Origin of the sequence: Myxococcus sp. AB036A (assembly GCF_006547355.1) — a bacterium.
Taxonomy (GTDB): domain Bacteria; phylum Myxococcota; class Myxococcia; order Myxococcales; family Myxococcaceae; genus Myxococcus; species Myxococcus virescens.
The window spans coordinates 47,769-69,366 of sequence record NZ_VHLC01000044.1; the positions used below are offsets into that span (position 1 = coordinate 47,769).

Genomic DNA, 21,598 nt, shown 5'->3' on the forward strand with positions numbered 1-21,598 from the left:
TCTCGCGGAGGATGCGTTCGAACGTCGACTCGGGGTCCGGGCGCGTTGACTGCGGGCGAAGCCGGGGCGCACAGTTTTGCGCGCCATGAACGAAAAGAGCGCGTCCTACCAGTCGTGGCTGGAGTCGTTCGCCAGCGAGCACGGAGCCACCGCGGGCACCGTCCACCTTCAGCGGGGAGACGACCTCTTCCTCGTGGCTGCCCTCAACATCCCGCCGCCGTTGATGGCGGCCGTCCAGCACGTGCCACACGGCAAGGGGATGGCGGGGCTCGCCCAGGTGCGCAAGCAACCCGTGCAGACGTGCAACCTGAAGGAGGACACGTCCAGCGACATCAAGCCGGGCGCAAAGGCGGTGGACGCGCGCGCGGCGGTGGCGATTCCGGTGCTCGATGCGACAGGCCGTGTGCGCGCGGTGGTAGGCATCGCCTTCACCGAGGAAGGCTCGCTGGCCGCCGAGCGCGAGACGTCCCTGATGGCCGCCGCGTCCCGGCTCCCCATCGCGGATGGCTGAGCCCACGCCAAGCCTGACTGCGGCAGGCGAAGGCCGGCTGTCCGGTCGCGCCGTGATGGGCTGGGCGGCCTTCAGCGGGCTGCTGCTGGCCTCCATCCTGGTGCCCTTCGCCTGGTTCGGGGACAGCCTGGAGGCAGCGTCCGAACACTTCCTGGCCACGCGGCCACCCTCCTGGCAGGTGGCGCTGCTGCTCGGGGGACTGCTGGCCGGTGATGCCGTGCTGCCGGTGCCCTCCAGCCTGGTGGGCACGGCCGCAGGGGGGCTGCTGGGCTTCTGGGTCGGCGCGGCGACGTCCTGGCTGGGGATGATGGCGGGCTGTGTGGTGGGCTATGGCCTGGGCGCGCGGGCCGGAACGGCGGCGCTGCGGCGCATGGCGGGTGACGCCGAGCTGGGCCGGCTGACCCGCGCCGCCGAACGGATGGGGCCCTGGTTCCTGCTCGCCTTCCGCGCGGTGCCGGTGCTGGCGGAGACGTCCGTGCTCTTCGCGGGAACCAGCCGCATGCGCCCCCGGACGTTCCTCACCGTGAGCGCCCTGGCCAACCTGGGCGTGTCGGTGACCTATGCCGCGCTGGGCGCCAGCGCCGCGCGGCTGGAGTCGTTCCTGCTTCTCTTCGCGGGCATGGTGCTGCTGCCCGGCCTGGCGCTGGCCTGGATGCGGCGAAGGACACCGCCGCATCCGGACCCCGCGACACGCTAGACGCTCCGCTCAGCTCCGCGCCGTGCGAGCGTCACGGCCCCGGGCGCGGGCCGCCTTGGCGAGCGCGTCCGCGCCCTGCTCGTCTCCCCGCATCCACTCCTTCATCGCGGGGACGACCGTCTTGCTCCAACCCTTGCTGGCGCGCACCGACAGGTAGTCCTGCACCAGCGCGTCCACCATGGCGGCCAGCTGCTCCATCAGGAGGAGCCGCTCGGAGAGCTGGTCATCCTCCTCCTCGCTCATCAGCGCCGGCAGCTTGCCCGCGCGGATGTCGAGGAACTCGGAGTCCACCGTGGCCTCGAACTCCCTCTCGCCCTGGGTGAAGCGCAGGCGGGCCTGGGCCACCAGCAGCCCGCGGTCCAGCGAGTGCTTCACCTGCTCGGAGTACGGCGCCAGGGTGCCCTTGGCGCTCATCTCCGTCACCTCGCCGGACACGCCGCGCAGCACCACGCGGCCCATGAAGAGGACGCTGACGCCTTCACCCTCCACCTCGACGAGCGGCCCGCCGGCCTCGGTGCGCCACAGGAGCCACGTGAGGAACTCGCGGCCCAGGTAGGCGCGGCCACGCAGCAACTGGTCTTGCGCTTTGCCCTTTTCGACTTCGGCCTCGTCCTTCGTCTCCTCGGTGGCGCCGCCGTCCACGCCGACATCACCGCGCATGAAGGCCGCTTCGGCCCGCGCCTCGTCACGCCTCGCCATGTGCCACCTCCCCGGCCGTCGCCGGCAGGTCCATGCCAATCAGCTCCGTGGTGGGCCCCAGCAGGGAATCATCGATGCCCGCCGTCTGCGCCATGGCCGACGGCGTCATGCCGAAGAACTTCACGTTCAGCCCGCCCTCCAGCGCGACGGTGATTTCGTCCACCACCTTGCGCGACGCGGACCAGATCTGCACCTGCTGCGTCTTCAGGTTCCAGCTCACGTCCACCGTCGACGTGCGGGGCGTGGCGCGGATGCGGAGCATCTGGCGGATTTCACCGCGGCTCTGCGTCTTCTCGCCGCGGCTGGGCGGGCGGCCATTCTCCTTCTCGAAGGCGGCGGCCCACTTCGCCAGCTCCGCCTTGAGCGCCGCGGCCGGCACCTTGATGGTGTCGATGCGGAAGGCGAACAGGGCGTACTCGCCGTAGTAGAGACGGCCGGCGGAGAACTCGCTGGACTCCTCGTTCTCCAGCTCCACGAAGCCGACGGCGCGCTCTTCTTCGGAGCGGCGGTCGATGGGCTCGAACGCGTGCGCCTTGAGGCCGCGCGTCAGCCAGCGTTTGACATCCGAAGGCGCTTCCTTCGCCGGTTCGACCCGGAAGCGCGACAACGTGACAGCACCACGAAGGACAGGCATGGGGCGCGGCAGGATGGGGTGCGCGCGCCGTGCCGTCAAGGCACTCGATGTGGCTGGCGGCGCCTTCCTCGTGGCCGCGCTCCCTTTCCAAGCGGCCTGTCCCCAGCCGAATGACAGGTCCGCCCCACGGCGGTAGCGTGGCGGGCGACATGCGCCGCGCCCTGTCCGTCTCGCTGCTGCTCGTGGCCCCCCTCGTACTCTCCGGCTGCTTCCGCGAGACACGACCCGAGGGCGACACCCTTCCCTCCCTGGCCCGCGCGCTCTTCGACACCCTGGAGGCCGAAGGCGCCCTGGCCAGCGCCTACGTGGTGGACGCACAGACGGGCGAGCCACTCTTCACCCACCGCGAGCACGTCCGGCTCCTGCCCGCATCCACGCTCAAGGTCGTCTCCACCGCGGCCGTCCTCTCCGCGCTGGGCGCGGACTTCCGCTTCCAGACGCCGGTGGCCCTTGAGGGCACGCTGGATGGCGGGCTCTTCCTGGGCGATATCGTGGTGGACCCCACGGGGGACCCGTCCCTGGGCTCGTGGCGCTTCCCCGAGACGGCGCTGGCGTGTGAGCAGGTGGCGGACGCCCTCCAGGCGCGCGGCATCCGCCAGTGGCGCGGGCAGGTGCGCGTGCGCGGCGCGAAGGAGGCGGAGTTCCCCTTCGGCCCCGGCTGGGCCTGGGATGACGCCGCCTATGCCTACAGCGCGGCGCCAACGGCCTTCGTCTTCCGGGAGAACGTGGTGGACGTGGCGCTGTCCCGGGCCGCGGGCGCGGACTGCGCGCAGCCCCCCACCATCCAGGTGACCCCCGCCTTCGCGACGCTGACGGCCGTGGTGGGCGTGGACACGAACGCGGAGCGCCCCTCCCTGGCCTGCGTGCGCCAGCGTGGCGGCCCCGGCGTGCGCTGCCTGTGGCGCTCCACCGCGGACACCTGCCCCCGCTCCGCCGCGGTGAGGCTGTCGGTGGACGAGCCCGAGCAGCTCTTCTCCGCCTGCGTGGAGGCGGCCCTGCTCGCGCGCGGCATCCCCCGGCTGCCCGTGACGCTGGAGGCGCCCACGCCGCTGCAACCCGCCGTGCCCGCGCCCCTGGTCACCCTGGTCAGCCCGCCGCTGTCCGAACTGGTGAAGGTGACGAACAAGGAATCCCTCAACTTGTACGCGGAGCGCCTGGGTCTGCGCTTCGCGCGCGAGCTCACGGGCACGGAGAGCTATGGCGCCCTGCGCACCGCGCTGACGGAGGAGCTGACCCGCCGAGGCATCCCCTCGCGAGACTTGCGCCCGGTGGATGGCAGTGGCCTGTCCCGGTACAACCTGGCCACCGCGCGGGGACTGGTGCGCGTCATCTTCACCAGCCTGCGTGAAGCCTACGGCACCGCGCTGCTGGACAGCCTGCCCGTGGCCGGCCTGGACGGCACGCTCGCGGCCCGCCCCGTCACCGCCGACACCGCGGGCCACATCCGCGCGAAGACGGGCACGCTGTCCGGCCAGCGGTGCTTCGTGGGCGTGGTGGACCGGCCGGGAGACGCGCGTCACCCACGCGTCGTCTTCGCGCTGATGCTGGGGAACATGGACGACGGTACCGCCCTGCCCGCCAATGAGGCGTTCGACCGGTTCGCCGCGGGGCTGGTCACACTGCCGCTGCGCTGACGGCCAGGACGCACCGTCTCATTCCCAACGGTTGCACGGCGGAGGCGCGGGCGAACACCCGGCGCACGGTGGCATTCCCAACGCAACGAAGCCGTTTCCCGTCCCAAGGGACGTGGCAGGCTGCGTGCGCGTTTCCCAACCCCGAGGTGAACCGTGAAGCTGAAAACCGCATTGACGGCGGCGGTGCTGACCCTGCCGCTGGCTGCGCCAGCCGCCCCCGCCCCCGCGCCGGCCGCGACGGCGTCCCGCAAGGCCGCCACCAAGGCGCCCGCGTCACCGAAGAAGGAGACGGTGGACACCTACCACGGCACGGCGGTGAAGGACCCGTACCAGTGGCTGGAGGACTCGTCCGACGCGCAGGTGAAGCAGTGGAACGACGCGCAGAACGCGTACACCCGCGCCCTCCTGGACAAGCTGCCCGGACGCGAAGCCATCCGCCAGCGCGTCTCCGAGCTGCTGAGCTGGAAGTCCCCTGGCTACGGCGGGCTGCACGAGGCCGGCGGCACGTTGTTCGCCATGAAGGCCCAGCCGCCCAAGCAGCAGGCCTTCCTGGTCGTGCTCGGCTCGGTGGATGACACGTCCAAGGAGCGCGTGCTGGTGGACCCCATGGTGGTGGACCCCTCGGGCCACACCACCATCGACTGGTACGTCCCCACGCTGGACGGCAAGAAGATCGCCGTGTCGATGTCGAAGAACGGCACCGAGAGCGGCGACGTCACCGTCTATGACGTGGCCACCGGCAAGCCGCTGCCGAATGAGACCGTGCCCCGCGTGAATGGTGGCACCGCGGGTGGCAGCCTGACGTGGACGGCGGACGGCAAGGGCTACTTCTACACGCGCTACCCGCGCGGCGATGAGCGTCCGGAGGTGGACCGTGACTTCTTCCAGCAGGTCTACTTCCACCAGCTCGGCACGCCCACGGAGAAGGACACGTATGTGCTGGGCAAGGACTTCCCGCGCATCGCGATGACGGAGCTGGACACGTCTCACGACGGCCAGCACATCTCCGCCGTCGTGGCCAACGGCGACGGCGGCGAGTACATGGTGTACCTGCGCGACGCCGCCGGGAAGTGGTCGCAGGTGTCGAAGTTCGAGGACAAGGTCATCCGCGCGCGCTTCGGCCATGACGGCGCCCTGTACCTGCTCAGCCGCAAGGACGCGCCGCGCGGCAAGGTGCTGCGGCTGCCGCTGGCCACGCCCACGCTGGACAAGGCCACGGTGGTGGTGCCGGAGGGCGAGGCCAGCATCCAGGGCTTCTTCCCCACGAAGTCGCGGCTCTACGTGAGCGAGCAGCTCGGCGGGCCTTCGCAGCTGCGCATGGTGGACCTGAAGGGCACGGCGCTGGGGATGGTGCCCACCCTGCCCGTGTCCTCCGTGGGCGGGCTCGTGAGCCAGGGCGATGACGACGTGCTCTTCATCAACACCAGCTTCACCCAGCCGATGGCCTGGTACCGGTACTCGGCGAAGGACAACACGGTGAAGAAGACGGCGCTGGCCCGCACGTCGCCGCTGGACCTGAGCGACGTGGAGGTGGTGCGCGCATTCGCCACGTCCAAGGACGGCACCAAGGTCCCCGTCAGCATCCTCAAGAAGAAGGGCACCAAGCTCAACGGCAACAACCCGGCGTTGCTGACGGGCTACGGCGGCTTCAACATCTCCATCAGCCCGAGCTACAACACGCTGGCCGGTTTCTGGCTGGAACAGGGCGGCGTGTTCGCGGTGGCCAACCTGCGTGGCGGCTCGGAGTTCGGTGAGAAGTGGCACGCCGAGGGCTCGCTCACGAACAAGCAGAACGTCTTCGACGACTTCTACGCCGTCGCGAAGCTGCTGGTGGACCAGAAGTACACGCAGCCGAAGAAGCTGGCCATCCAGGGTGGCAGCAACGGCGGCCTCCTGATGGGCGCGGCCGTCACCCAGCACCCGGAGATGTACGGCGCCGTCGTGGCGCGCGTGGGCATCTACGACATGCTCCGAGTGGAGCTGACGCCCAACGGCCAGTTCAACATCACCGAGTACGGTACCGTGAAGAACCCGGAGCAGTTCAAGGCGCTGCACGCGTACTCGCCGCTCCACAACGTGAAGGACGGCACGGCCTACCCCTCCGTGCTCTTCACGTCCGGCGCGAACGACCCGCGCGTGGACCCGTTCCACTCGCGGAAGATGGTGGCCCGGATGCAGGAGGCCACCAAGGCGAAGAACCCCATCCTGCTGCGCGCCAACGCGGAGACGGGCCACGGCGCCGGCACGCCGCTGAACGCGCGCATCGAGGAGGAAGTGGACGTGTACTCGTTCGTGTTCAACGCCCTGGGCATGAAGTACCAGCCCCCGGCGAAGAAGGTCGCGGCGCCCAAGCCGCAGTAGCCGCTTGAGGCCTTCATCCACCGCCGCCCGGACGCTGGCGCGGCGGTGGATGCGGTGCTGCACGGCGAATCAGCAGGTCCAGGTACAGGCCGTGCCGCCCCACACCTCGTTGCAGCGCCCTTCCGTCTGGGGAATCGAGTCGCAGAAGCTCTGCGCCGTCCCCGGAAGCGCCTGGCAGCAGCCCGTGCACGTCCAGATGCAGGAGCTGCCCTGGTTGACTTCATTACAGCGTCCCGGCGTCTGGGGAATCGAGTCACAGAAGGCCTGGGTCGTCCCCGTCAGCGCCGTGCAGCACCCCGTATTGAGCGCCGCTTCTTCGCTCACGCCGTCGGACGCCGCGCCTTCTTCGTCCACCACGCCACAGCCCGTGAGCCCTGCGACGGCCAGCAACACGGCACCGTGAAGCGCGAACCGCTTCAGTGAACCACGCATGCGAAACCACCTTTCCTGAGCAAGCTGCATGGGCAGCCTAGCCCGAGGAAAAGCGGAAAAGCACGACGCACTGCAGAGGCGTGCGGACCACGCCCCAGCGGCAGCGTCCCCGCCACTCCTGGAATGCGGAGTGCTGGCACACGGCTTCGCGCGGGTGCGCTGCGAGCGATGTAAGGACGAACTGCTCGTCGCCTTCTCGTCGGACGTCCTCACCGTCTTCCTGCGCGCGGTGTTCGCCCTACAACCTCGGCGAGCGCGGAGGCAGGGCATCCGTCATGGGCAGGTGAGCGGCTACTCCCACTGCTTCTCGACGTCCGCCTGGGATGGAGGTGCGGGCCGAGGCGGGAAGTAGCGCTGCGGGTGGTAGCCCCTGTCAGACCAGGTCACCCCCTTCCCGAATTCGCGCACCATGCCGCGAACGCCATCCACCGAGTGCTGACGCTCGCTCCCGTCCGTGAAGGCCTCGGCGACCCGCCCGTCCTTGAAGACGGCGCGGAAGATGATGGGCGGGCGACGGCACGGAATGCCGGTGTAGATGGGCTTGTAACGAACGCCATCGACGCGGGTCAGGTGGTACTGCAGCCTGTTGTATTTTTGATTGGGCTCGTGGGGGCCCATGCTGCAACGGGCGACCACCTCGGAGACCTCGCCCAGGAACGTCCGGGTATTGGCCGCGGCTTCCAGGATGAGCCCCGGGGAGTTCCTGGGGTTCATCTTGGAAATCGCATCCTCGATGCTCTCGTTGAGGAGCCGCGCCAGCGTCGGACTCGGGATGTTCCCCGGCTCCGCGGGCGGCCACAGGAGTGGGCTCAAGAAGATGTACGCCACCCCGCCGAGGGGGGCTACGAGCCAGACCAGCGACAGCAACAGCACTTTCTTGCGGCTGGCTTGCGACGCCATTCAGATGTCTCCACGTCTAGCGCCGAGGGGCCGGACGTGCCCTCCGCCTGCGCAGATGTTTCATCGTTAGCTACCACGAGACCGCCGCGACGGCGGAGCCCCCATGATGGGCGGATTGTCGCTGCACCGGCCCCCAGAGGACGATGCCTGCCCCGACGGTGACGACGCCGACCACCAACGAGAGGATGGTCAGTTCGGGCGTGACATGCTGGATGCCATCGCCTGCTCTCGGTGTGGAGGCCGCAGCAGGGTGCTGGCATACCTGACGGATCCCAAGGGGCGCCCCATTCTGGAGCACCTGGCATTGCCCTCATGGCCTGCGAAGCCGGCCCCGGCACAGGGTCCACCCCAGAGCGCGTGGTGAAGCCTGCGTGCCAGGCGGGCGCTTCCTCAAGGCCTCAACGCAGTACGCCACTGCGTGTGCGGCCGAGTGTCAGCAGGACGCGCGCTGCCATGCCTGGCCCCACCAGCGGTCTGGAGTACAGGGCCCGGCGTCCCGCTGCCAGCTCAAGCGCGCCGTGCCTCCCATCGCAGTCGCGACGTACACAAACTCCGGCGGCGTGCGGCCAATCGACGCCGCACCACCAATGGAGAGCCGAGAATGAATTCGAATCAGTCCAAAGCGGCGCGGCCCCACCTGGAGTTCCTCAGCGTGCGGGCCTTGCTGTCGTCGCTGGTCCTCTTCGGAGGAAGCGCGAATGCCGCCGAGGTCATTCAGCAGTTTCGCCAGCCCGAGTCGCGCGATGAGACGGGAAAACTCATCGTCGAGGAGTCGGTCGTCAGCATCATCAACTGCAATGGCTCGGGTGAGAACGGCGGCCAGTTCTACATCTACCAATATGTCAAGCGCCCGGGAGTTCGGGCCATCCGGCCACCCGACTGGAGCCAGCCAATCGGCGGACGCGATTTCGCCGCCTTTGAAGAGGCGGTCGCGGCGGCCTGTGCACCCGCTTCTGCCCCGGGAGGCCCGACGCCGGGGGCCCCCACCCCTGCCGGCTGCTGGAGATTCTCCGGCACCTGGTCGGACAACATCTTCGGGACCATGCAATTGGTCCAGATTGGCGAGAACGCCAGTGGCACCTATACCGGAACGACATCGCCCGGCGCCATCAACGGCAAGGTCACGGGGCAGGCCTTCGATGGAACCTGGGTCAGTCGTGAGGGCACGTCCGGCACCGTCCATCTCGAGCTGAGAGGGGATGGGAGCACCTACGAGGGAGAGGCGAGCACCACCGGCTGGGGGAACAAGGTCAGCGGCAAGTGCGTGGGCCCGCCGCCCGCAGGGTGATACGGGGCGCGTGGGTACCTCCACAGGCAGGCGAAGCGGGGGCGCGCCTCGCTTCTGCCTGCCGCAGCACCGACAGCCCGGAAAGAGTGCGGACGGGCGGCTCCGCAGCGTGCAAGACTGGCCGGATGGAGCTCTGGATCAACCCTGCCTGTTCAAAGTGCCGCGCCGCGATGGCCGCGCTGGATGCGTCCGGTACAGCCTACGTCGTCCGCCGCTACTTGGAGTCGCCCCCCACCGCTGCGGAGCTGGAGGCCGTACTCGGGAGGCTCGGGCTGGAGCCCTGGGAGCTGGTGCGCATGGGTGAGGCCGCGGCGACCGAGGCCGCGCTGGAGATGCTGCCCAGAGACGCGACACACCGTGCCGACTGGATTGCAGCCATGGTCCAGCACCCAGAGCTGATTCAGCGCCCCATCGTTACCGCCAGCGACGGGACGACTGTGGTGGGGCGGAGCCCGGAGGCGCTGGAGAGAGTGCTCGCCGCGGAGCGCGGCTCGGGCACCTGAGCGGGGGCTTCAGGCCGAGTGAGCTTCGTCCGCTTCCGGGGGCGGACATCATGTTCAAGTGGCCCGATGGCGAGCTGTACCACGAGCGCGTGAAGGCGCCGGTGGGCTCCAAGTCGGGCACCTACGGGCCGTGCCCGCGGACCTCGAACGTGCGGGCTTCGGGCTCCATGAAACGCAGGAGCGCCTCGCCCTCCTTCACCAGCGCGTCACGGTCCTTCTTCTTGATGGGCGCAAAGGGCTCGACGACGAGCGTAGCCGCCGCGCGCTTGCGTTCCACCGTCCACGTCCCGGCGATGAAGCCGTCCACGAGGAAGGTGGCGGGGACTCGCAGATTCTTGGTGATGAGCTTGGAGCGGTACGCGTCATCCACCAGCCGGGCCCGGTCCTCATGGCCGAGCACCAGGCTGTCGAACTCCGGGAGGAAGCGCGCGGGTGCGGCCGTGTCCTCGTCCGGCCGGGGTGCCTTGGGCAGGTCGAACAGCTCCCGCCCCTTCTCGTCCCGGAACGTGCGCAGCGAAGGCCGAAGCGCCTCGAAGGTGGACTTCAGGCCCTTGAGACCGGACCAGGTCTGGGCATCCGTCACCGATGCGGGACCGAAGGCCGCGAGGTAGCGCTGCACCAGCGTGGGAAGGTCCGCTTCGGCACGCAGCGGTGCGCCCAGCCAGGACTCCGCGACCGCGAAGTCCGTGGTGCCGGGGTAGCCCCACTCCGTCTCCGTGGGGACCTGGATGAGGGGTAGGAACATCCGCACCGCGAAGCCCATGGCGCGTTCGTCGTTCTGGGGATGCCGGGCCACCAGGTGGTCGCGCAGCGCCTCGAAGGTGCGCGGCGCTTCATCGAAGAAGGCGCGCGCCTCCTTGACGAGCGGCGCGACGTCCAGCCCCTTCGCGCGCTCGCGCAGCACCGACGCCACAGAGGCTTCGAGCAGCGGTGTGAAGCTGGCTCGCAGGTGCCGGTAGTCCTCCGCGCTCGCCAGGTGCAACGTGCCACGCATCAACGTGGCGCGGACCACCTCCTTGCGCTGGAGCAGCACCTGGAGCGCGTCTCGCTCGAAGCCCGCGACACGCGACCACAGGCCGATGAACGGCGGCCTCGCCTGTTGGGCCTGAAGCGCCAGGAGCTTCTCCACCACGCCGAGCACGGACGTCTGCTCACGCGCCAGCAACATCTGCCGCGCCAAGGTCGCGCGATTGAGGGCCCTGAGGGTCAACGGGGAATCTGGCATGTGGCCTCGCTCGCGGGGTGCACCTGGCGGGTCGTGGCGCCGCGCGAGTCGCAGAGGTGTAGCACTTCACGAACGAAGGGCGAACAGGCCCGGTACTCCTGGAGCCCGGCACACCGGAGTGCCACATTGCACGGCATGAATGTGGACCGGCTCGACATGATGACGACACCCGCCGCCCTCGTGGACCTGGACCGTGTGGACGCCAACCTGAAGCGCGTGGCCCTGTACACCCGCCAGCACGGCCTGCAGTGGCGGCCCCATACGAAGACGCACAAGACACCGGAGTTCGCCGCGCTCCAGCTCGCCGCCGGAGCCCAGGGCGTCACCGTGGCCACCGTCCGCGAGGCGGAGGTCATGGCCACCGCCTGCGACGACATCCTGCTCGCCTATCCTCCCGTGGGCGACGACAGGCTCGCCCGGCTCATGGCGCTACCACCACATGTCCGGCTCACCGTGGCCCTGGACTCGGGCGAGGCGGCGGAGATGCTGAGCCGCGCGGCCCGGAGGGCAGGCCGCACCGTGGGCGTGTTGGTGGAGCTGGACCTGGGCATGCGGCGCGTGGGAGTCCAGACCGCCGAGGACGCAGTCGCACTGGCCCGCGCAGTGACGTCCAGCAGTGGCCTGGAGTACCGGGGCATCACCTTCTACGCCGGACACCTGCGTATGCCACAGGCGGAGCTGGGCGACGCGATGCGTGAGCAATCCGTGCGGCTGGCCACCTACGTGGACACCCTTGCGGACGCGGGACTGCGGCCCGAAACCGTGAGCGGCGGCTCCACGCCGACGCTGTGGCGTTCGCACGAGGTCACCGGGCTCACGGAGATTCGCCCGGGCATCAACATCTTCAACGACCGCAACTCCGCGACGGTGGGCGCGTGCGCATGGGACGAATGCGCGTACTCCGTGCTGGCCACGGTGGTGAGCACCACGGTGCCGGGACAGGCCGTCATCGACGCAGGTTCCAAGGCCCTGGCCAAGGAGGAGGGCTTCACGGACGCAGGCGGGTACGGCGCCCTGCTCGACCGGCCAGACGTCCTGGTGCGCGGCCTGTCCGAGGAGCACGGCCTGCTGGACCTCTCCCGCACCGACTGGCGGCCCCGCGTGGGCGACCGCGTGCGCGTGGTGCCCAATCACGCCTGTGCCTCCGTCAACCTGCACGACCGGTTGCACCTGCTGCGCCAGGGCACCTGGGCCGGCACGCACGCCATCACCGCACGCGGCTGGTGACGCGCGCCACTCAGTCCATGCGCTGGAGCTCCTTCGTCAGCGACTGCTCCAGCTCGCGAATGTTGCGATAGACGATGCAGCGATAGGACGCGACGTCGAAACGGAGCTCCTTCACGTCACGCACCAGCAGCAGCGTGGGCCGGCCCCGCCCCCACGCATAGCCGACCTCCAGGTACACGTTCGGATTCGCCAGGGACAGGTCGGCAATCACTACCTTCGCCGTCTCGATGCGCTCGCGGATGCGCTGGATGATGGGGCCGTCGAACAACTCCTGGTCCACGCGCTCGCACAACATGCCCGCGGCCTTCACCGGGCCCTGGATGCCGTAGTGATAGGTGTCCTCCAGCTCGGGTGCGAAAGGCATGGCCACGAAGGCGTGAGGCTTTGCCATGGACACGGTGCCCGCCGTCGCCAGGGGCGGCGCCTGCGTCACGGCAGTCATTCGCCGCACGCGAAAGCCACCCTCCGGAAGCGTCTCCACGCCAGGCGTTGCGCTCAAGCCGCGCGTGAAGGCCTTCGACAGTCTTTGCGCCCGGCTCGCGTTCCGCTCCACCACCGTGAAGCGCGTCAGGGATTGGGGCCCGGAGCCACGTTGGAAGGCTTCAACGAGCCCGCCCACGAAGGCGAGCACGGCCTCGTCTTCATCCAATCCGTAGTTGGGACCATGAACGGTGCCCGCGACATGCGCGAGGCCCGAGTGGTTCTCCAGGGCCGCCAGCGCGCGCACCGCGAACTGGCGAATCTCGTGGTAGCCGAACTCCCCCAGGCGAACGGTGCCCACGAAGAGCGCCCGTGGCGCGGTCAGCGCCCCCCGCGTCTCCACGAGGCGCGTCGCGCCCGGCGCGAGCTCGAGCTGCGCGAGGGGAACGCCCGCCTGCTCCAGGCGCCGCGCCGCTTGGCCCGTCGCGCCATAGAGACTTTGTGCGTATTTGAACAGCACCGCGTCCGCGGTGAACTCGGTGAGATCTCCTACCTTCAACGCCACGTCGAGGAACTGGGCCATTGCGTCCCACTGTAAAGCCTTGCGTCTGCTGTTCCCAACCCGACGTCCGCGTCTGCCCATCAGTGCATGACGCAATGCGCCTCTCTTTTTCTCGGCTATCAAGTACGTCCTGTCTGAAGATCTCCGTTTGTGTTGTGTTAAGGAACGCCCCCTGCCCTTGGGGGGTCCATCCCGACACAGCCATGACGGCACGGGGCACGGAGGAAAGTCATATGGAGCGCATTGCAATTGTTGGCGCCGGCACCGCGGGACTTCACCTGGGTTTGAAGCTGCTGTCCCACGGTGTGCCCGTGACGATCTACACGGAGCAGGAGCCGAGCAAGCTACGGGTTTCCCGTCTGCTCAACACGGTGGCGCACCATGCCCCCACGCGCATGCGCGAGCGCATCCTGGGCGTGGACCACTGGAGCGGCCCCAACGCTGACATGTTCTATATCGGCATCCATGTGAACGGCGGCCCTCACCCGTTCAGCCTCCGGGGCCGCGTGGATTCCCCCTCCATCTTCGTGGACTACCGGCAGTACCAGCCGCGCCTCGCCGAGGACTTCGTCGCGCGCGGCGGCAAGCTGGAGGTCCTTCCCGTGGACCTCGACGTGCTGGAGCGCCTGGCCCAGCAGCACGCGCTGATGGTGGTCGCCACCGGCCGCAATGGCCTGACTCGCCTCTTCCCTCGCGTGCCCGCGCTGTCGCCGCACACGCAGCCGCCGCGCATGCTCTTCGCCGCGCTGCTCAAGGGCGTGCGCATGCAGGAGCCCATTGGGATGAATGCCAACCTGATTCCGGGCCAGGGCGAGATTTTCGAGTCCCAGGTCGTCACCGAGAACGGCCGGGTCCCCAGCGTGCTCATCGAAGCGCTCCCCGGCAGTGAGCTGTCGCGGCTCAGCACGCAGCGCTACGACGAAGACCCGCGCGCCTTCGAGGCGATGCTGATGGACTTCCTGCGGCGCTTCGCGCCCACCACCTACGAGCGCGTGGATCCAGCGAGCTTCGGCGTGCGAGGTCCCATGGACTACCTCCAGGGCTCCTTCACGCCGACGGTGCGCCAGGGCTGGGCGCCCCTCTCCAACGGCCGCTTCGCGCTGGCAGTGGGCGACACGCACGTGACGAACGACCCCGTCGCGGGCCAGGGAGCCAACGCGGGGTCCGCTTCCGCCTTCGCGTTGGCGGAGCACATCGTCACCGCGCTGGCGGACAACCGCCCCTTCGACGAGGTCTTCTGTCGAGAGGCCGAAGCGGGCTCGTGGGCGGCCACCGCGCCGGCGACGCACTGGACCAACGCCCTGCTCCAGCCGCCGCCTCCGCACGTGATTGACTTGCTGGCCGCTGGCAGCAAGGACGCGCGCGTCGCGGATGCCGTCGCCACCGCCTTCGTGACGCCCGAGCTCATCCTCTCCGCATGTGCCAGCCCGGAGAGCACCGCGGCGTTCATCGCGCGGCACCGCCCCATGGTCCGCGAGGTCGCGCCGCCTCCCAGCCCCCTGGCGTGGCACCTGCCTCCCGAGGAGCCCAAGGTCACGGTGTCGTTGACCCGCTGAGGCCCCGTGAAGTCGTCGCGGCAAGGCGGCGCAGGCAGGCCGCCTCGTCGTGCGACTGTGCTCCAACACAGCGGCCTCGCTCGCTGATGCACAGAGTGTGAGCGCGTGATTCAACCCTGCCCCGCTGGGGACGTGCGGTTATCTTCCGCGCCATGCGATTCGCCATCTTGGGCTCTGGAGGCGTCGGTGGTTTCTTCGGCGCGAAGCTGGTCCGCGCCAGGCATGACGTGACGTTCCTCGCGCGCGGAGCGCACCTGCGCGCCATGCAGGAACACGGGCTCACCATCCGCGGCGCCGAAGGAGACTTCACCGTCGCGGTCAAGGCCGACGATGACGTCCAGCGCTTCGGCCCCGTGGATGTCGTGGTCCTCGCGGTGAAGAACTACGACGTCGCTTCCGTGCTCCCCGCGGTGAAGACGTTGCTCTCCGCGCGAGGCGCACCGGCGCCGGGCGAAACGCCGCCCTTCGTGCTCACCTTGCAGAACGGCGTGGACATCCCCTCCGAAGTGGCCGCCGCCGTGGGCGAAGCCGCCGTCCTGGGTGGCACCACGTACATCTCCACCGCCATCAGCGAGCCCGGCGTCATCACCCAGACCGGGACGAACCACCGCATCGTGCTCGGAGAAGTGTTCGGTGACACCTCGCGCATCTCCGACCGGGCACAGTCCCTGCGGGACGCGCTGGCCGGCGCGGGCGTCACCGTGGAGGCCGTGGCGGATGCGCGCGGAGCGCTCTGGGACAAGCTGTCCTTCCTCGCCTGCATCTCCGCGTTCAGCACCGCGTCCCGGCTGCCCGTGGGCGCCCTCCGGGACAATCCAGCCTTCCGCGAGGTGTTCCGGCAGGCCGCCGCCGAGGTGCTCAGCGTCGCCGCCGCGGAGGGCGTCACCACCACGCGCACGCCGGACGCCCTGGTGCAGTACATGGACGGGCTGCCCGCCCACATGCGCCCGTCCATGCTGGGCGACCTGGAGAACGGCAAGCCGCTGGAGGTCGAATACCTCCAGGGCGCGGTGGTGCGCCGAGGCCGCGCGCGGGGCGTCCCCACGCCGGTGATGAGCACCCTCTATGTCCTGCTGCTGCCCCACGCCCAGGGGGAACGAAAGGCCTGAGCCACGGCGCCCGGCTGAAGGCCAGCCAACACCCGCCCCGCCTTCAGGGCCCGCGCAATCGCCGGGCCCGATGGGCATATGAACGTCATATGACCGAGCCGAAGCCCCGTCCTTCCGAGAACGAGCTGCCCCCCGTATTGGGCCGCGTGGCCTTTCTCGCCGTCGTGTCCGGCCTGACGCCGCTCATCCCCGTCCCCTTCCTGGACGACTACGCGCTCCGGCAGGCCCGGGAGAGCATGGTCCTCACCATCCTCTCCGAACACCGCCTTCCCAGGCCGGCCCGGGCGGTGGAGGTCCTCGCCGGCTCACACGTTGGCCGGACGGCGGGCGGCCGACTGATGAGCTACATGAAGGGCCTGGCGCTCTTCCCGGTGCGCAAGCTGTTCCGCAAGATCTTCTTCGTCTTGTGGGTGAAGGACTGCGTGGACGTGGCGTCATCGGCGCTGCACCACGGCTACCTGCTCAACCATGCCCTGTACCGTGGCGACCTGAGGCCCGAGGACATGGAGGGCCCGCTGCCCGGGAAGCTTCACGACGCCATCGTCGCCGCCTGCGCGGAGTTGGACCCGCGCCCCGTCAATCAGGCCCTGCGCCGCCTCTTCGCCGGCAGCCGCCTGCTCATGGCCGAGGCCACTCGCGCCTTCTTCAGCTCCGACGCCCTCGGCCCCCGTACGCCCGAGCCGGGCGAGAGCGCCGAGGTGAAGACCTTGACGGAGCGCCTCATCGCCGCGCTCTGGGAGGAGCGCGGTTACTTCGCCGCGCTGCAACAGCACTACGACACGCACCTGAAGGCGCGCCACGCCCCGTAAAGAGCCTGGCGCGTCACTGCGCGGTGTCGGCGGCGGCCAGCGGCTCGCGGATGCGCCGTGAGAAGTCCGGGCGCCCATCCGCCGCCTGCGCGCGCGCGTTGATGTGGTAGCGCTGGCGTACCTGCTCCAGCGGCGCGTCCCGGTCGATGAGCTCCAGCTCATACGCCAGGGCGTCCGAGAACGCCGGCAGCAAGGTGCGGTGGTCGTAGGGCACCCGACTCTGACTCACCTTCTCCAGGTGCCGCACCAGGTTGGTGGTGCAGTTGTTGGTGAGCGTGTCGTAGAACTCCGGCTTCTCGTGCAGCGCGTTCATCCGCGCCACCATGTCGAGGAAGAAGCTGGCGATGCGCTCCTTCGACGCATCCACCGGGTAGAGGTAGACGTCATCCTTGCGGTGGTTGGAGCGCAGCTGCACCAGGTCCCGCTCGTCCCCCACCACGTAGGTGAGCTCGAACTGGCGGAACAGGCCGCCCAGCGCGGAGAAGGTCTCCCCCTTCTCGCGGCGGACCTCCACGGAGAAGACGAGGTAGCGCCCATCCGCGAAGCCGAAGCTCACCATGGTGTGGGCCGCGCCCCAGACGCCGGAGAAGGGCTCCACGATGAACCACGCGCCCGTGAGCTCACGCGTGTCGTACGTGGCCGAGAACCACGACGCATCCCAATCCGACGTGGTGCGGTAGCGGAAGTCACGCACGTCATGCAACGTCACACGGGGGCCCTCCACCACCGCCCGGGCGGAGCGTGCCAGGTCCGGCGCCCAGTCCGCCTGCGTCGCGGGCCGTACCGTCTGGGTCCACCCCCAGATGGCCACACACCCGACGCCAATGACGGACAGGGCCGCCCCTTGTGAGTGACGCCGCCAGGCCACCACCGCGCCCACCGCGAGCAGCCCGGCCCCCAACGCCCGCAGTCCGTGCGCGCCCTCGGGGCCCGCCCCCGTCAACGCCAGGGCCAGCGCGGCCCAGGTGACGCCCAGCGCGAGGAGCAGCGCGGTGATGACGCGGAAGACACTTTGCATGGCCGGCGAGTATATGCGGGCTTCAGACGCCGACCGCACCCACGCCTTCCGTGTCTTGACCCCTTTTCCTGGATTGTGGCCAGAATACGCCCCGTTCCAGGAGAGATATCAATGGCGGATGAGCGAGAGGACACGACCGTCTACAAGGTCGTGGTGAACCACGAGGAGCAGTACTCCATCTGGCCGGCCGACCGCGAGAACGCGCTCGGCTGGAAGGATGCAGGCAAGCAGGGCCTCAAGGCCGAGTGCCTGGAGTACATCAAGGAGGTCTGGACGGACATGCGTCCGCTGAGCCTCCGCAAGAAGATGGAAGAGCTGAAGTCGTAGTCACGGCACCGTCCGTGCGCACGCCCCTCGCGACCCCTGGCAACGGCGCCAGGGTCCGGGGGGCGTGCTGCATGAACGGAACGACAGCGACGCCTAGAGGTCCGGCGGCGGCCGGACGCCCAGGTGGCACGCCCTCAGCGCCAGCTGCGTGCGGTTCTCCGCGCCCAGCTTCCGGTAGAGCTGCGTGACGTGGGACTTCACGGTGCGCTCGGCGATTTGCAGGTGCGCGGCAATCTTCAGGTTGTCCGCGCCGCCCGCGACATACGCCAGCACCTCGCGCTCGCGCTGCGTGAGCGCCAGCAGCACGCTCGCGGTGGGTGACGTCACCGGTGGATGTTCGAAGTCGTTCCTCAGGAGCTGCACCGGGAACAGCCGCTCGCCTCGGACCAGGGAGTTGATGGCGGACGCCACCGCCGTCGTGCCCAGCCCCGCGCGGAACAGGTAGCCGGAGGCACCCTCGTCGAAGCACTGCGAGATGATTTCCGGCGTGCTCACCGCGGAGAGCAACAGCATCCGCACCTCCAGCCGGCGCTTGCGCGCCTCCCGCAGGAGGTTGATGCCTTCCGTGACGGAGCAGCCCACGGCCGCCTCGCTGTCACCCTCCACGTCCATGACCGCGACCTGCGGCGGGTCCGTCCCCAGGCTGTCGAGGAACAGGCGCACATCCCTCGTCACCGAGGAGACCTGCACGCCTTCACCACGGAGCCCGTCGGCCAGGCCCTGCCAGGCTGCCCACGGTCCTTCCAGAATCGATACACGAATCGCTGCTTGATTGGTTGCCATGCGAAGGCCCCCCAGCCGTCATGGCGAAAACTGCATGAACAGACAACTGACCACAGCCGGCTCCGGTACGAGCAGGGCCAGTGGGTTGCATGACAGGGATGAACGAGCGCGTCCGCTGAGCCACTCCGGAGTCGGCCTACCGATGTACGACTCGACTCCTGACTGTTTTCGACTTTCAGCTACTCCTGACGTCCCTGCGGGCCGCACCTCCTTCGGCCCAGGTTCATGGTCCAACGCAGAAACCCTATCACCGGGAAAGCGCAGACGCGAACCAGCCCCAATGGGAGTGTCCAGTGTGCATGAATCAGAGCCCGTTACAGGGGTTTCATCCGTTGGTTCGTCATCGCTGTCCGGAGCCGGACACGCCCGGGCGTCCACAAGTCGATGAAAGCCCCCTCCCGCACGGCGCTGACTGTCAACCGTGACACATGCGTCTGGGCCTTGAAAATCCCGCAAGTCCAAGCAGAAAAGGGGGTGCGACATGGAGGCGTGGGAGGAAGGCAGACGTGTATGCTGCCGACCCCGCATGCGCTCCGCTCCGACTCCCCATCTCGACGTCGCCACCCCCGAACGTGTGGCGCTCACGCTCCCCATCGCGGGCATCGGCTACCGGTGCCTCGCGTGGCTGGTGGACGCGAGCCTGCTGTTCTTCTTCTGGCTGGTGGCCTACTTCGTCTTCACGTTGCTGGTGTCGGACGTGCTCGGCGTCTTCCAGGCGCTGTCGGGCGTGGGGCAGACGCTGCTGGTGGTGGGCGTCTTCGCCACGCAGTGGCTGTACTGGACGGTGAGCGAGGTCTTCTTCCACGGCCAGACGGTGGGCAAGCGCGTGCTGGGCATCCGGGTGGTGCGCACGGACGGCTCGCCCGTGGGAGTCTACGAGAGCGCGGTGCGCAACCTCTGCCGCGCGGTGGACTTCCTGCCCATGCTGTACGCCGCCGCCTGTGTCAGCATGCTGCTCACCCGCCAGCACCGGCGCCTGGGAGACCTGCTGGCCGGCACGCTGCTGGTGCGCGAGGAGCGCATCGACCTGGACAAGTACACCGCCGCTCCGTCCGCGTCCGTCCCCTTGCCACAGGGCACGGGTGCGCGGCCCCTGTCTCCGGAGGACGTGGAGCTGGTGCTGTCCTTCCTCTCGCGCGCGCCGGGGCTGGCGCCGGAGGTGCGACAGCGGCTGGGCGCGCGGCTGGTGGAGCGCGTGGGGCCTGACGACGCGGAAGCACGCGCGGCGGTGCTGGCATCCGCGGAGAGCACCGAGGCCTTCCTGCGCGCCCGCGTCCAGGGAGCGCGCTGAGATGGCCACGCCCCTGCCCGCCTACGTGGCCCAACGCCGCACGGACTGGGATGCGCTCCAGGCCCTGCTGGCGAAGCAGCGCTCCGGCACGCTGAAGCTGGGCGAGCTGCGCACACTGGACACGCTGTACCGCCGCGCGTCCGCCGACCTGGCGCACGCGCAGACCTTCTACGCCGGCACGGATGTCCACCGCTTCCTCAACCAGCTCTGTGGCCAGGCCTACGCGTCCATCTACCAGCCGCCGCGCGAGCGCTGGCCCGCGGTGCGGGACTTCTTCCGCCGCGAGTTCCCCGCCACCTTGCGCCGCGAGCGTGGCTTCGTGGGCGCCAGCGCCGTGCTGTTCATCCTGGGCATCCTGCTGGGCGCCCTGGTGGTGCTGTGGGAGCCTCGGGGCGCCGAGCTGCTGGTGCCCTCCGGCGTGCGCCACTACGTGGCGCAGGGCCGCATGTGGACGGATGACATCCTGTCGGTGGCGCCGCCCAACTCGGTGGCGTCCGGCATCGCCACCAACAACCTCACCGTCACCATTGTCACCTTCGCCCTGGGCCTCACCGGCGGCCTGGGCACGCTGTTCCTGCTGGTGAACAACGGGGTGCATATCGGCGCCATCAGCGCGCTGTGCGCCCGGGAGGGCATGCTGGGGGGATTGCTGGACTTCATCGCCGCGCACGGCCCGGTGGAGCTGTCCATCCTGGTCATCGCCGGCGGGGCAGGACTGATGGTGGGCCAGGCGCTCATCGACCCGGGGGAGCTGCCCCGGGGACAGGCGCTGGCGGTGCGCGGGCGGGAAGCGGTGAAGCTGGTGCTGGGCTGCGCGCCCTTCCTCGCCCTCATCGGCGTGGTGGAGGGCTACGTCTCCCCAGGGGACATGTTCCCCACCTGGCTGAAGGCGGGGTTGGGCCTGGTCCTGGGGGCGCTCTTCTGGGCCTACCTGCTGCGCGCGGGCAGGACGGAGGCGGAGGCCACGGGCGCTCCGGCCGACAGCGCCTCCTGACGCTTGCGCTGGCGGTGACGGAGGATGCGCTCATAGGCCGCGTTCAGCTCGCGCATCTTCTCCGCGGAGCCGCCGCGGTCCGGGTGCTGCTCCATGGCCAGCGCGTGGTAGCGCGCGCGGACGGTGTCGGCCGAGTCCAGCGGCGAGACACCCAGCAGCCGGTAGGGGTCCTGCTCTTCCAGCGCGGACAGCCACCGGTCCAGCCGGTCCTTGACCTCGATGAACTGCTCGTCCTGGGCGCCGGTGTCCTTCACCGGGTGCGTGCGCACCTTCGCGTCCGCCCGGAAGACGTCGGAGTACACGCTGGACACCCAGCGGTGGCACCCGGAACACCGGAAGTAGCGAACCCGGGTCCCCGGTTGCTGGGTCATCCGGATGCCGCAGTGGGTGCACTCCACATCGACGTTTTCCAGTGTCTGCCAGTTCGCTGCCGCCGCGTTCATCGAACCTTGCTCCCGTTTGCAACACGCCTGTAGCGCGGGGAAGGTCCCACGATGGGAGATCGCGTCAAGAAAATCTCTCCGCCCCGGGTTAGAAGGGCCTCCATGCGTCCCCTGCTTCTCGCTGGCCTGCTCCTTGCCACCGCCCCCCGAGCCCAAGCCTCGCCCCCTCCGGGTC

23 protein-coding genes are annotated in these 21,598 nt (G+C 69.3%); 14 read left to right on the top strand and 9 right to left on the bottom strand.

Annotated features, from left to right (window positions below):
• Positions 1–85: 85 nt before the first annotated feature.
• Positions 86–511: a GAF domain-containing protein gene (locus FL344_RS19190; RefSeq protein WP_043612819.1), complete on the top strand. Its 426-nt coding sequence runs from the start codon at positions 86–88 to the stop codon at positions 509–511.
• Complete coding sequence (locus FL344_RS19195; RefSeq protein ID WP_141619536.1) at positions 504–1,208, top strand: TVP38/TMEM64 family protein; 705 nt, start codon at positions 504–506, stop codon at positions 1,206–1,208. Before FL344_RS19190 ends, FL344_RS19195 begins: the two co-directional genes overlap by 8 nt.
• A 9-nt stretch (positions 1,209–1,217) precedes the next feature.
• Here FL344_RS19195 and FL344_RS19200 read toward each other — a convergent pair whose 3' ends face one another.
• Positions 1,218–1,907: a hypothetical protein gene (locus tag FL344_RS19200; protein WP_011553182.1), complete on the bottom strand. Its 690-nt coding sequence runs from the start codon at positions 1,905–1,907 to the stop codon at positions 1,218–1,220.
• Complete coding sequence (rdgC, locus tag FL344_RS19205) at positions 1,894–2,541, bottom strand: recombination-associated protein RdgC (protein ID WP_141619537.1); 648 nt, start codon at positions 2,539–2,541, stop codon at positions 1,894–1,896. Before rdgC ends, FL344_RS19200 begins: the two co-directional genes overlap by 14 nt.
• A gap of 149 nt (positions 2,542–2,690) precedes the next feature.
• Here rdgC and dacB point away from each other — a divergent pair, with 149 nt between their 5' ends.
• Together dacB and FL344_RS19215 are read left to right on the top strand one after the other, a co-directional pair.
• Complete coding sequence (gene dacB, locus FL344_RS19210) at positions 2,691–4,175, top strand: D-alanyl-D-alanine carboxypeptidase/D-alanyl-D-alanine-endopeptidase (protein ID WP_141619538.1); 1,485 nt, start codon at positions 2,691–2,693, stop codon at positions 4,173–4,175.
• Positions 4,176–4,328: 153 nt separating this feature from the next.
• On the top strand, positions 4,329–6,536 hold the full coding sequence (locus FL344_RS19215) for a prolyl oligopeptidase family protein (RefSeq protein WP_141619539.1): 2,208 nt from the start codon (positions 4,329–4,331) through the stop codon (positions 6,534–6,536).
• Positions 6,537–6,605: 69 nt separating this feature from the next.
• Here FL344_RS19215 and FL344_RS19220 read toward each other — a convergent pair whose 3' ends face one another.
• Positions 6,606–6,968 (bottom strand): hypothetical protein, encoded by a 363-nt coding sequence (locus FL344_RS19220; protein ID WP_228558156.1) that lies wholly within the window; start codon positions 6,966–6,968, stop codon positions 6,606–6,608.
• A gap of 291 nt (positions 6,969–7,259) precedes the next feature.
• On the bottom strand, positions 7,260–7,868 hold the full coding sequence (locus tag FL344_RS19225) for a hypothetical protein (RefSeq protein ID WP_228565184.1): 609 nt from the start codon (positions 7,866–7,868) through the stop codon (positions 7,260–7,262).
• Between the two features lie 371 nt (positions 7,869–8,239).
• On the opposite strand from FL344_RS19225, the gene FL344_RS40050 reads away from it, so the two are divergent.
• The 3 genes from FL344_RS40050 to FL344_RS19240 all read left to right on the top strand — a co-directional run bounded on the left by FL344_RS40050 (position 8,240) and on the right by FL344_RS19240 (position 9,659).
• Entirely contained in the window at positions 8,240–8,473 is a 234-nt protein-coding gene (locus FL344_RS40050; RefSeq protein ID WP_194863163.1) for a PAN domain-containing protein, read from the top strand.
• Positions 8,470–9,156 carry a hypothetical protein gene (locus tag FL344_RS19235; RefSeq protein WP_141619540.1) on the top strand — a complete coding sequence of 229 codons (687 nt, stop codon included), beginning with the start codon at positions 8,470–8,472 and terminating at the stop codon, positions 9,154–9,156. Before FL344_RS40050 ends, FL344_RS19235 begins: the two co-directional genes overlap by 4 nt.
• Before the next feature lie 125 nt (positions 9,157–9,281).
• Positions 9,282–9,659, top strand: coding sequence for an ArsC/Spx/MgsR family protein (locus FL344_RS19240; RefSeq protein ID WP_141591961.1), 378 nt, complete (start codon positions 9,282–9,284; stop codon positions 9,657–9,659).
• Positions 9,660–9,780: 121 nt separating this feature from the next.
• Here the strand turns inward: FL344_RS19240 and FL344_RS19245 are convergent, their stop codons facing one another.
• Positions 9,781–10,884, bottom strand: a complete 1,104-nt coding sequence (locus FL344_RS19245) for a winged helix DNA-binding domain-containing protein (protein ID WP_141619541.1) — start codon at positions 10,882–10,884, stop codon at positions 9,781–9,783.
• A gap of 135 nt (positions 10,885–11,019) precedes the next feature.
• On the opposite strand from FL344_RS19245, the gene FL344_RS19250 reads away from it, so the two are divergent.
• Complete coding sequence (locus tag FL344_RS19250; protein ID WP_141619549.1) at positions 11,020–12,111, top strand: D-TA family PLP-dependent enzyme; 1,092 nt, start codon at positions 11,020–11,022, stop codon at positions 12,109–12,111.
• A gap of 10 nt (positions 12,112–12,121) precedes the next feature.
• Here FL344_RS19250 and FL344_RS19255 read toward each other — a convergent pair whose 3' ends face one another.
• Positions 12,122–13,114, bottom strand: coding sequence for a hypothetical protein (locus tag FL344_RS19255; protein ID WP_228565185.1), 993 nt, complete (start codon positions 13,112–13,114; stop codon positions 12,122–12,124).
• 212 nt (positions 13,115–13,326) lie between these two features.
• Here FL344_RS19255 and FL344_RS19260 point away from each other — a divergent pair, with 212 nt between their 5' ends.
• The 3 genes from FL344_RS19260 to FL344_RS19270 all read left to right on the top strand — a co-directional run bounded on the left by FL344_RS19260 (position 13,327) and on the right by FL344_RS19270 (position 16,567).
• Positions 13,327–14,649: a styrene monooxygenase/indole monooxygenase family protein gene (locus FL344_RS19260; RefSeq protein ID WP_141591959.1), complete on the top strand. Its 1,323-nt coding sequence runs from the start codon at positions 13,327–13,329 to the stop codon at positions 14,647–14,649.
• Positions 14,650–14,801: 152 nt separating this feature from the next.
• Entirely contained in the window at positions 14,802–15,758 is a 957-nt protein-coding gene (locus FL344_RS19265) for a ketopantoate reductase family protein (RefSeq protein ID WP_141619542.1), read from the top strand.
• 89 nt (positions 15,759–15,847) lie between these two features.
• Positions 15,848–16,567: a hypothetical protein gene (locus FL344_RS19270; protein WP_141619543.1), complete on the top strand. Its 720-nt coding sequence runs from the start codon at positions 15,848–15,850 to the stop codon at positions 16,565–16,567.
• Between the two features lie 13 nt (positions 16,568–16,580).
• Here the strand turns inward: FL344_RS19270 and FL344_RS19275 are convergent, their stop codons facing one another.
• Entirely contained in the window at positions 16,581–17,585 is a 1,005-nt protein-coding gene (locus FL344_RS19275) for a DUF4105 domain-containing protein (protein WP_141619544.1), read from the bottom strand.
• A gap of 111 nt (positions 17,586–17,696) precedes the next feature.
• Between FL344_RS19275 and FL344_RS19280 the strand changes: the two genes are divergently transcribed.
• Positions 17,697–17,912 carry an MbtH family protein gene (locus tag FL344_RS19280; RefSeq protein ID WP_013939684.1) on the top strand — a complete coding sequence of 72 codons (216 nt, stop codon included), beginning with the start codon at positions 17,697–17,699 and terminating at the stop codon, positions 17,910–17,912.
• Between the two features lie 93 nt (positions 17,913–18,005).
• Here FL344_RS19280 and FL344_RS19285 read toward each other — a convergent pair whose 3' ends face one another.
• On the bottom strand, positions 18,006–18,695 hold the full coding sequence (locus FL344_RS19285; RefSeq protein ID WP_011553167.1) for a response regulator transcription factor: 690 nt from the start codon (positions 18,693–18,695) through the stop codon (positions 18,006–18,008).
• Between the two features lie 526 nt (positions 18,696–19,221).
• Between FL344_RS19285 and FL344_RS19290 the strand changes: the two genes are divergently transcribed.
• The gene (locus FL344_RS19290; RefSeq protein ID WP_194858487.1) at positions 19,222–19,986 is read left to right on the top strand and encodes an RDD family protein; all 765 of its coding nucleotides are present in this window, start codon (positions 19,222–19,224) and stop codon (positions 19,984–19,986) included.
• 1 nt (position 19,987) lies between these two features.
• A complete protein-coding gene (locus FL344_RS19295; RefSeq protein WP_141619545.1) occupies positions 19,988–20,980 on the top strand; it encodes a stage II sporulation protein M in 993 nt (330 codons plus the stop codon).
• Here the strand turns inward: FL344_RS19295 and FL344_RS19300 are convergent.
• Positions 20,914–21,423 (bottom strand): J domain-containing protein, encoded by a 510-nt coding sequence (locus FL344_RS19300; protein WP_011553164.1) that lies wholly within the window; start codon positions 21,421–21,423, stop codon positions 20,914–20,916. The two genes, FL344_RS19295 and FL344_RS19300, sit on opposite strands and share 67 nt — an antisense overlap.
• Positions 21,424–21,598: the final 175 nt, after the last annotated feature.

Bases quoted from the DNA above. Each gene is read 5' to 3' on its own strand.
- FL344_RS19190 (WP_043612819.1), top strand. From the start codon at position 86: ATGAACGAAAAGAGCGCGTCCTACCAGTCGTGGCTGGAGTCGTTCGCC.
- FL344_RS19195 (WP_141619536.1), top strand. From the start codon at position 504: ATGGCTGAGCCCACGCCAAGCCTGACTGCGGCAGGCGAAGGCCGGCTG.
- FL344_RS19200 (WP_011553182.1), bottom strand. From the start codon at position 1,907: ATGGCGAGGCGTGACGAGGCGCGGGCCGAAGCGGCCTTCATGCGCGGT.
- rdgC (WP_141619537.1), bottom strand. From the start codon at position 2,541: ATGCCTGTCCTTCGTGGTGCTGTCACGTTGTCGCGCTTCCGGGTCGAA.
- dacB (WP_141619538.1), top strand. From the start codon at position 2,691: ATGCGCCGCGCCCTGTCCGTCTCGCTGCTGCTCGTGGCCCCCCTCGTA.
- FL344_RS19220 (WP_228558156.1), bottom strand. From the start codon at position 6,968: ATGCGTGGTTCACTGAAGCGGTTCGCGCTTCACGGTGCCGTGTTGCTG.
- FL344_RS19225 (WP_228565184.1), bottom strand. From the start codon at position 7,868: ATGGCGTCGCAAGCCAGCCGCAAGAAAGTGCTGTTGCTGTCGCTGGTC.
- FL344_RS19235 (WP_141619540.1), top strand. From the start codon at position 8,470: ATGAATTCGAATCAGTCCAAAGCGGCGCGGCCCCACCTGGAGTTCCTC.
- FL344_RS19240 (WP_141591961.1), top strand. From the start codon at position 9,282: ATGGAGCTCTGGATCAACCCTGCCTGTTCAAAGTGCCGCGCCGCGATG.
- FL344_RS19245 (WP_141619541.1), bottom strand. From the start codon at position 10,884: ATGCCAGATTCCCCGTTGACCCTCAGGGCCCTCAATCGCGCGACCTTG.
- FL344_RS19250 (WP_141619549.1), top strand. From the start codon at position 11,020: ATGAATGTGGACCGGCTCGACATGATGACGACACCCGCCGCCCTCGTG.
- FL344_RS19255 (WP_228565185.1), bottom strand. From the start codon at position 13,114: ATGGCCCAGTTCCTCGACGTGGCGTTGAAGGTAGGAGATCTCACCGAG.
- FL344_RS19260 (WP_141591959.1), top strand. From the start codon at position 13,327: ATGGAGCGCATTGCAATTGTTGGCGCCGGCACCGCGGGACTTCACCTG.
- FL344_RS19265 (WP_141619542.1), top strand. From the start codon at position 14,802: ATGCGATTCGCCATCTTGGGCTCTGGAGGCGTCGGTGGTTTCTTCGGC.
- FL344_RS19270 (WP_141619543.1), top strand. From the start codon at position 15,848: ATGACCGAGCCGAAGCCCCGTCCTTCCGAGAACGAGCTGCCCCCCGTA.
- FL344_RS19275 (WP_141619544.1), bottom strand. From the start codon at position 17,585: ATGCAAAGTGTCTTCCGCGTCATCACCGCGCTGCTCCTCGCGCTGGGC.
- FL344_RS19280 (WP_013939684.1), top strand. From the start codon at position 17,697: ATGGCGGATGAGCGAGAGGACACGACCGTCTACAAGGTCGTGGTGAAC.
- FL344_RS19285 (WP_011553167.1), bottom strand. From the start codon at position 18,695: ATGGCAACCAATCAAGCAGCGATTCGTGTATCGATTCTGGAAGGACCG.
- FL344_RS19290 (WP_194858487.1), top strand. From the start codon at position 19,222: ATGCGCTCCGCTCCGACTCCCCATCTCGACGTCGCCACCCCCGAACGT.
- FL344_RS19295 (WP_141619545.1), top strand. From the start codon at position 19,988: ATGGCCACGCCCCTGCCCGCCTACGTGGCCCAACGCCGCACGGACTGG.
- FL344_RS19300 (WP_011553164.1), bottom strand. From the start codon at position 21,423: ATGAACGCGGCGGCAGCGAACTGGCAGACACTGGAAAACGTCGATGTG.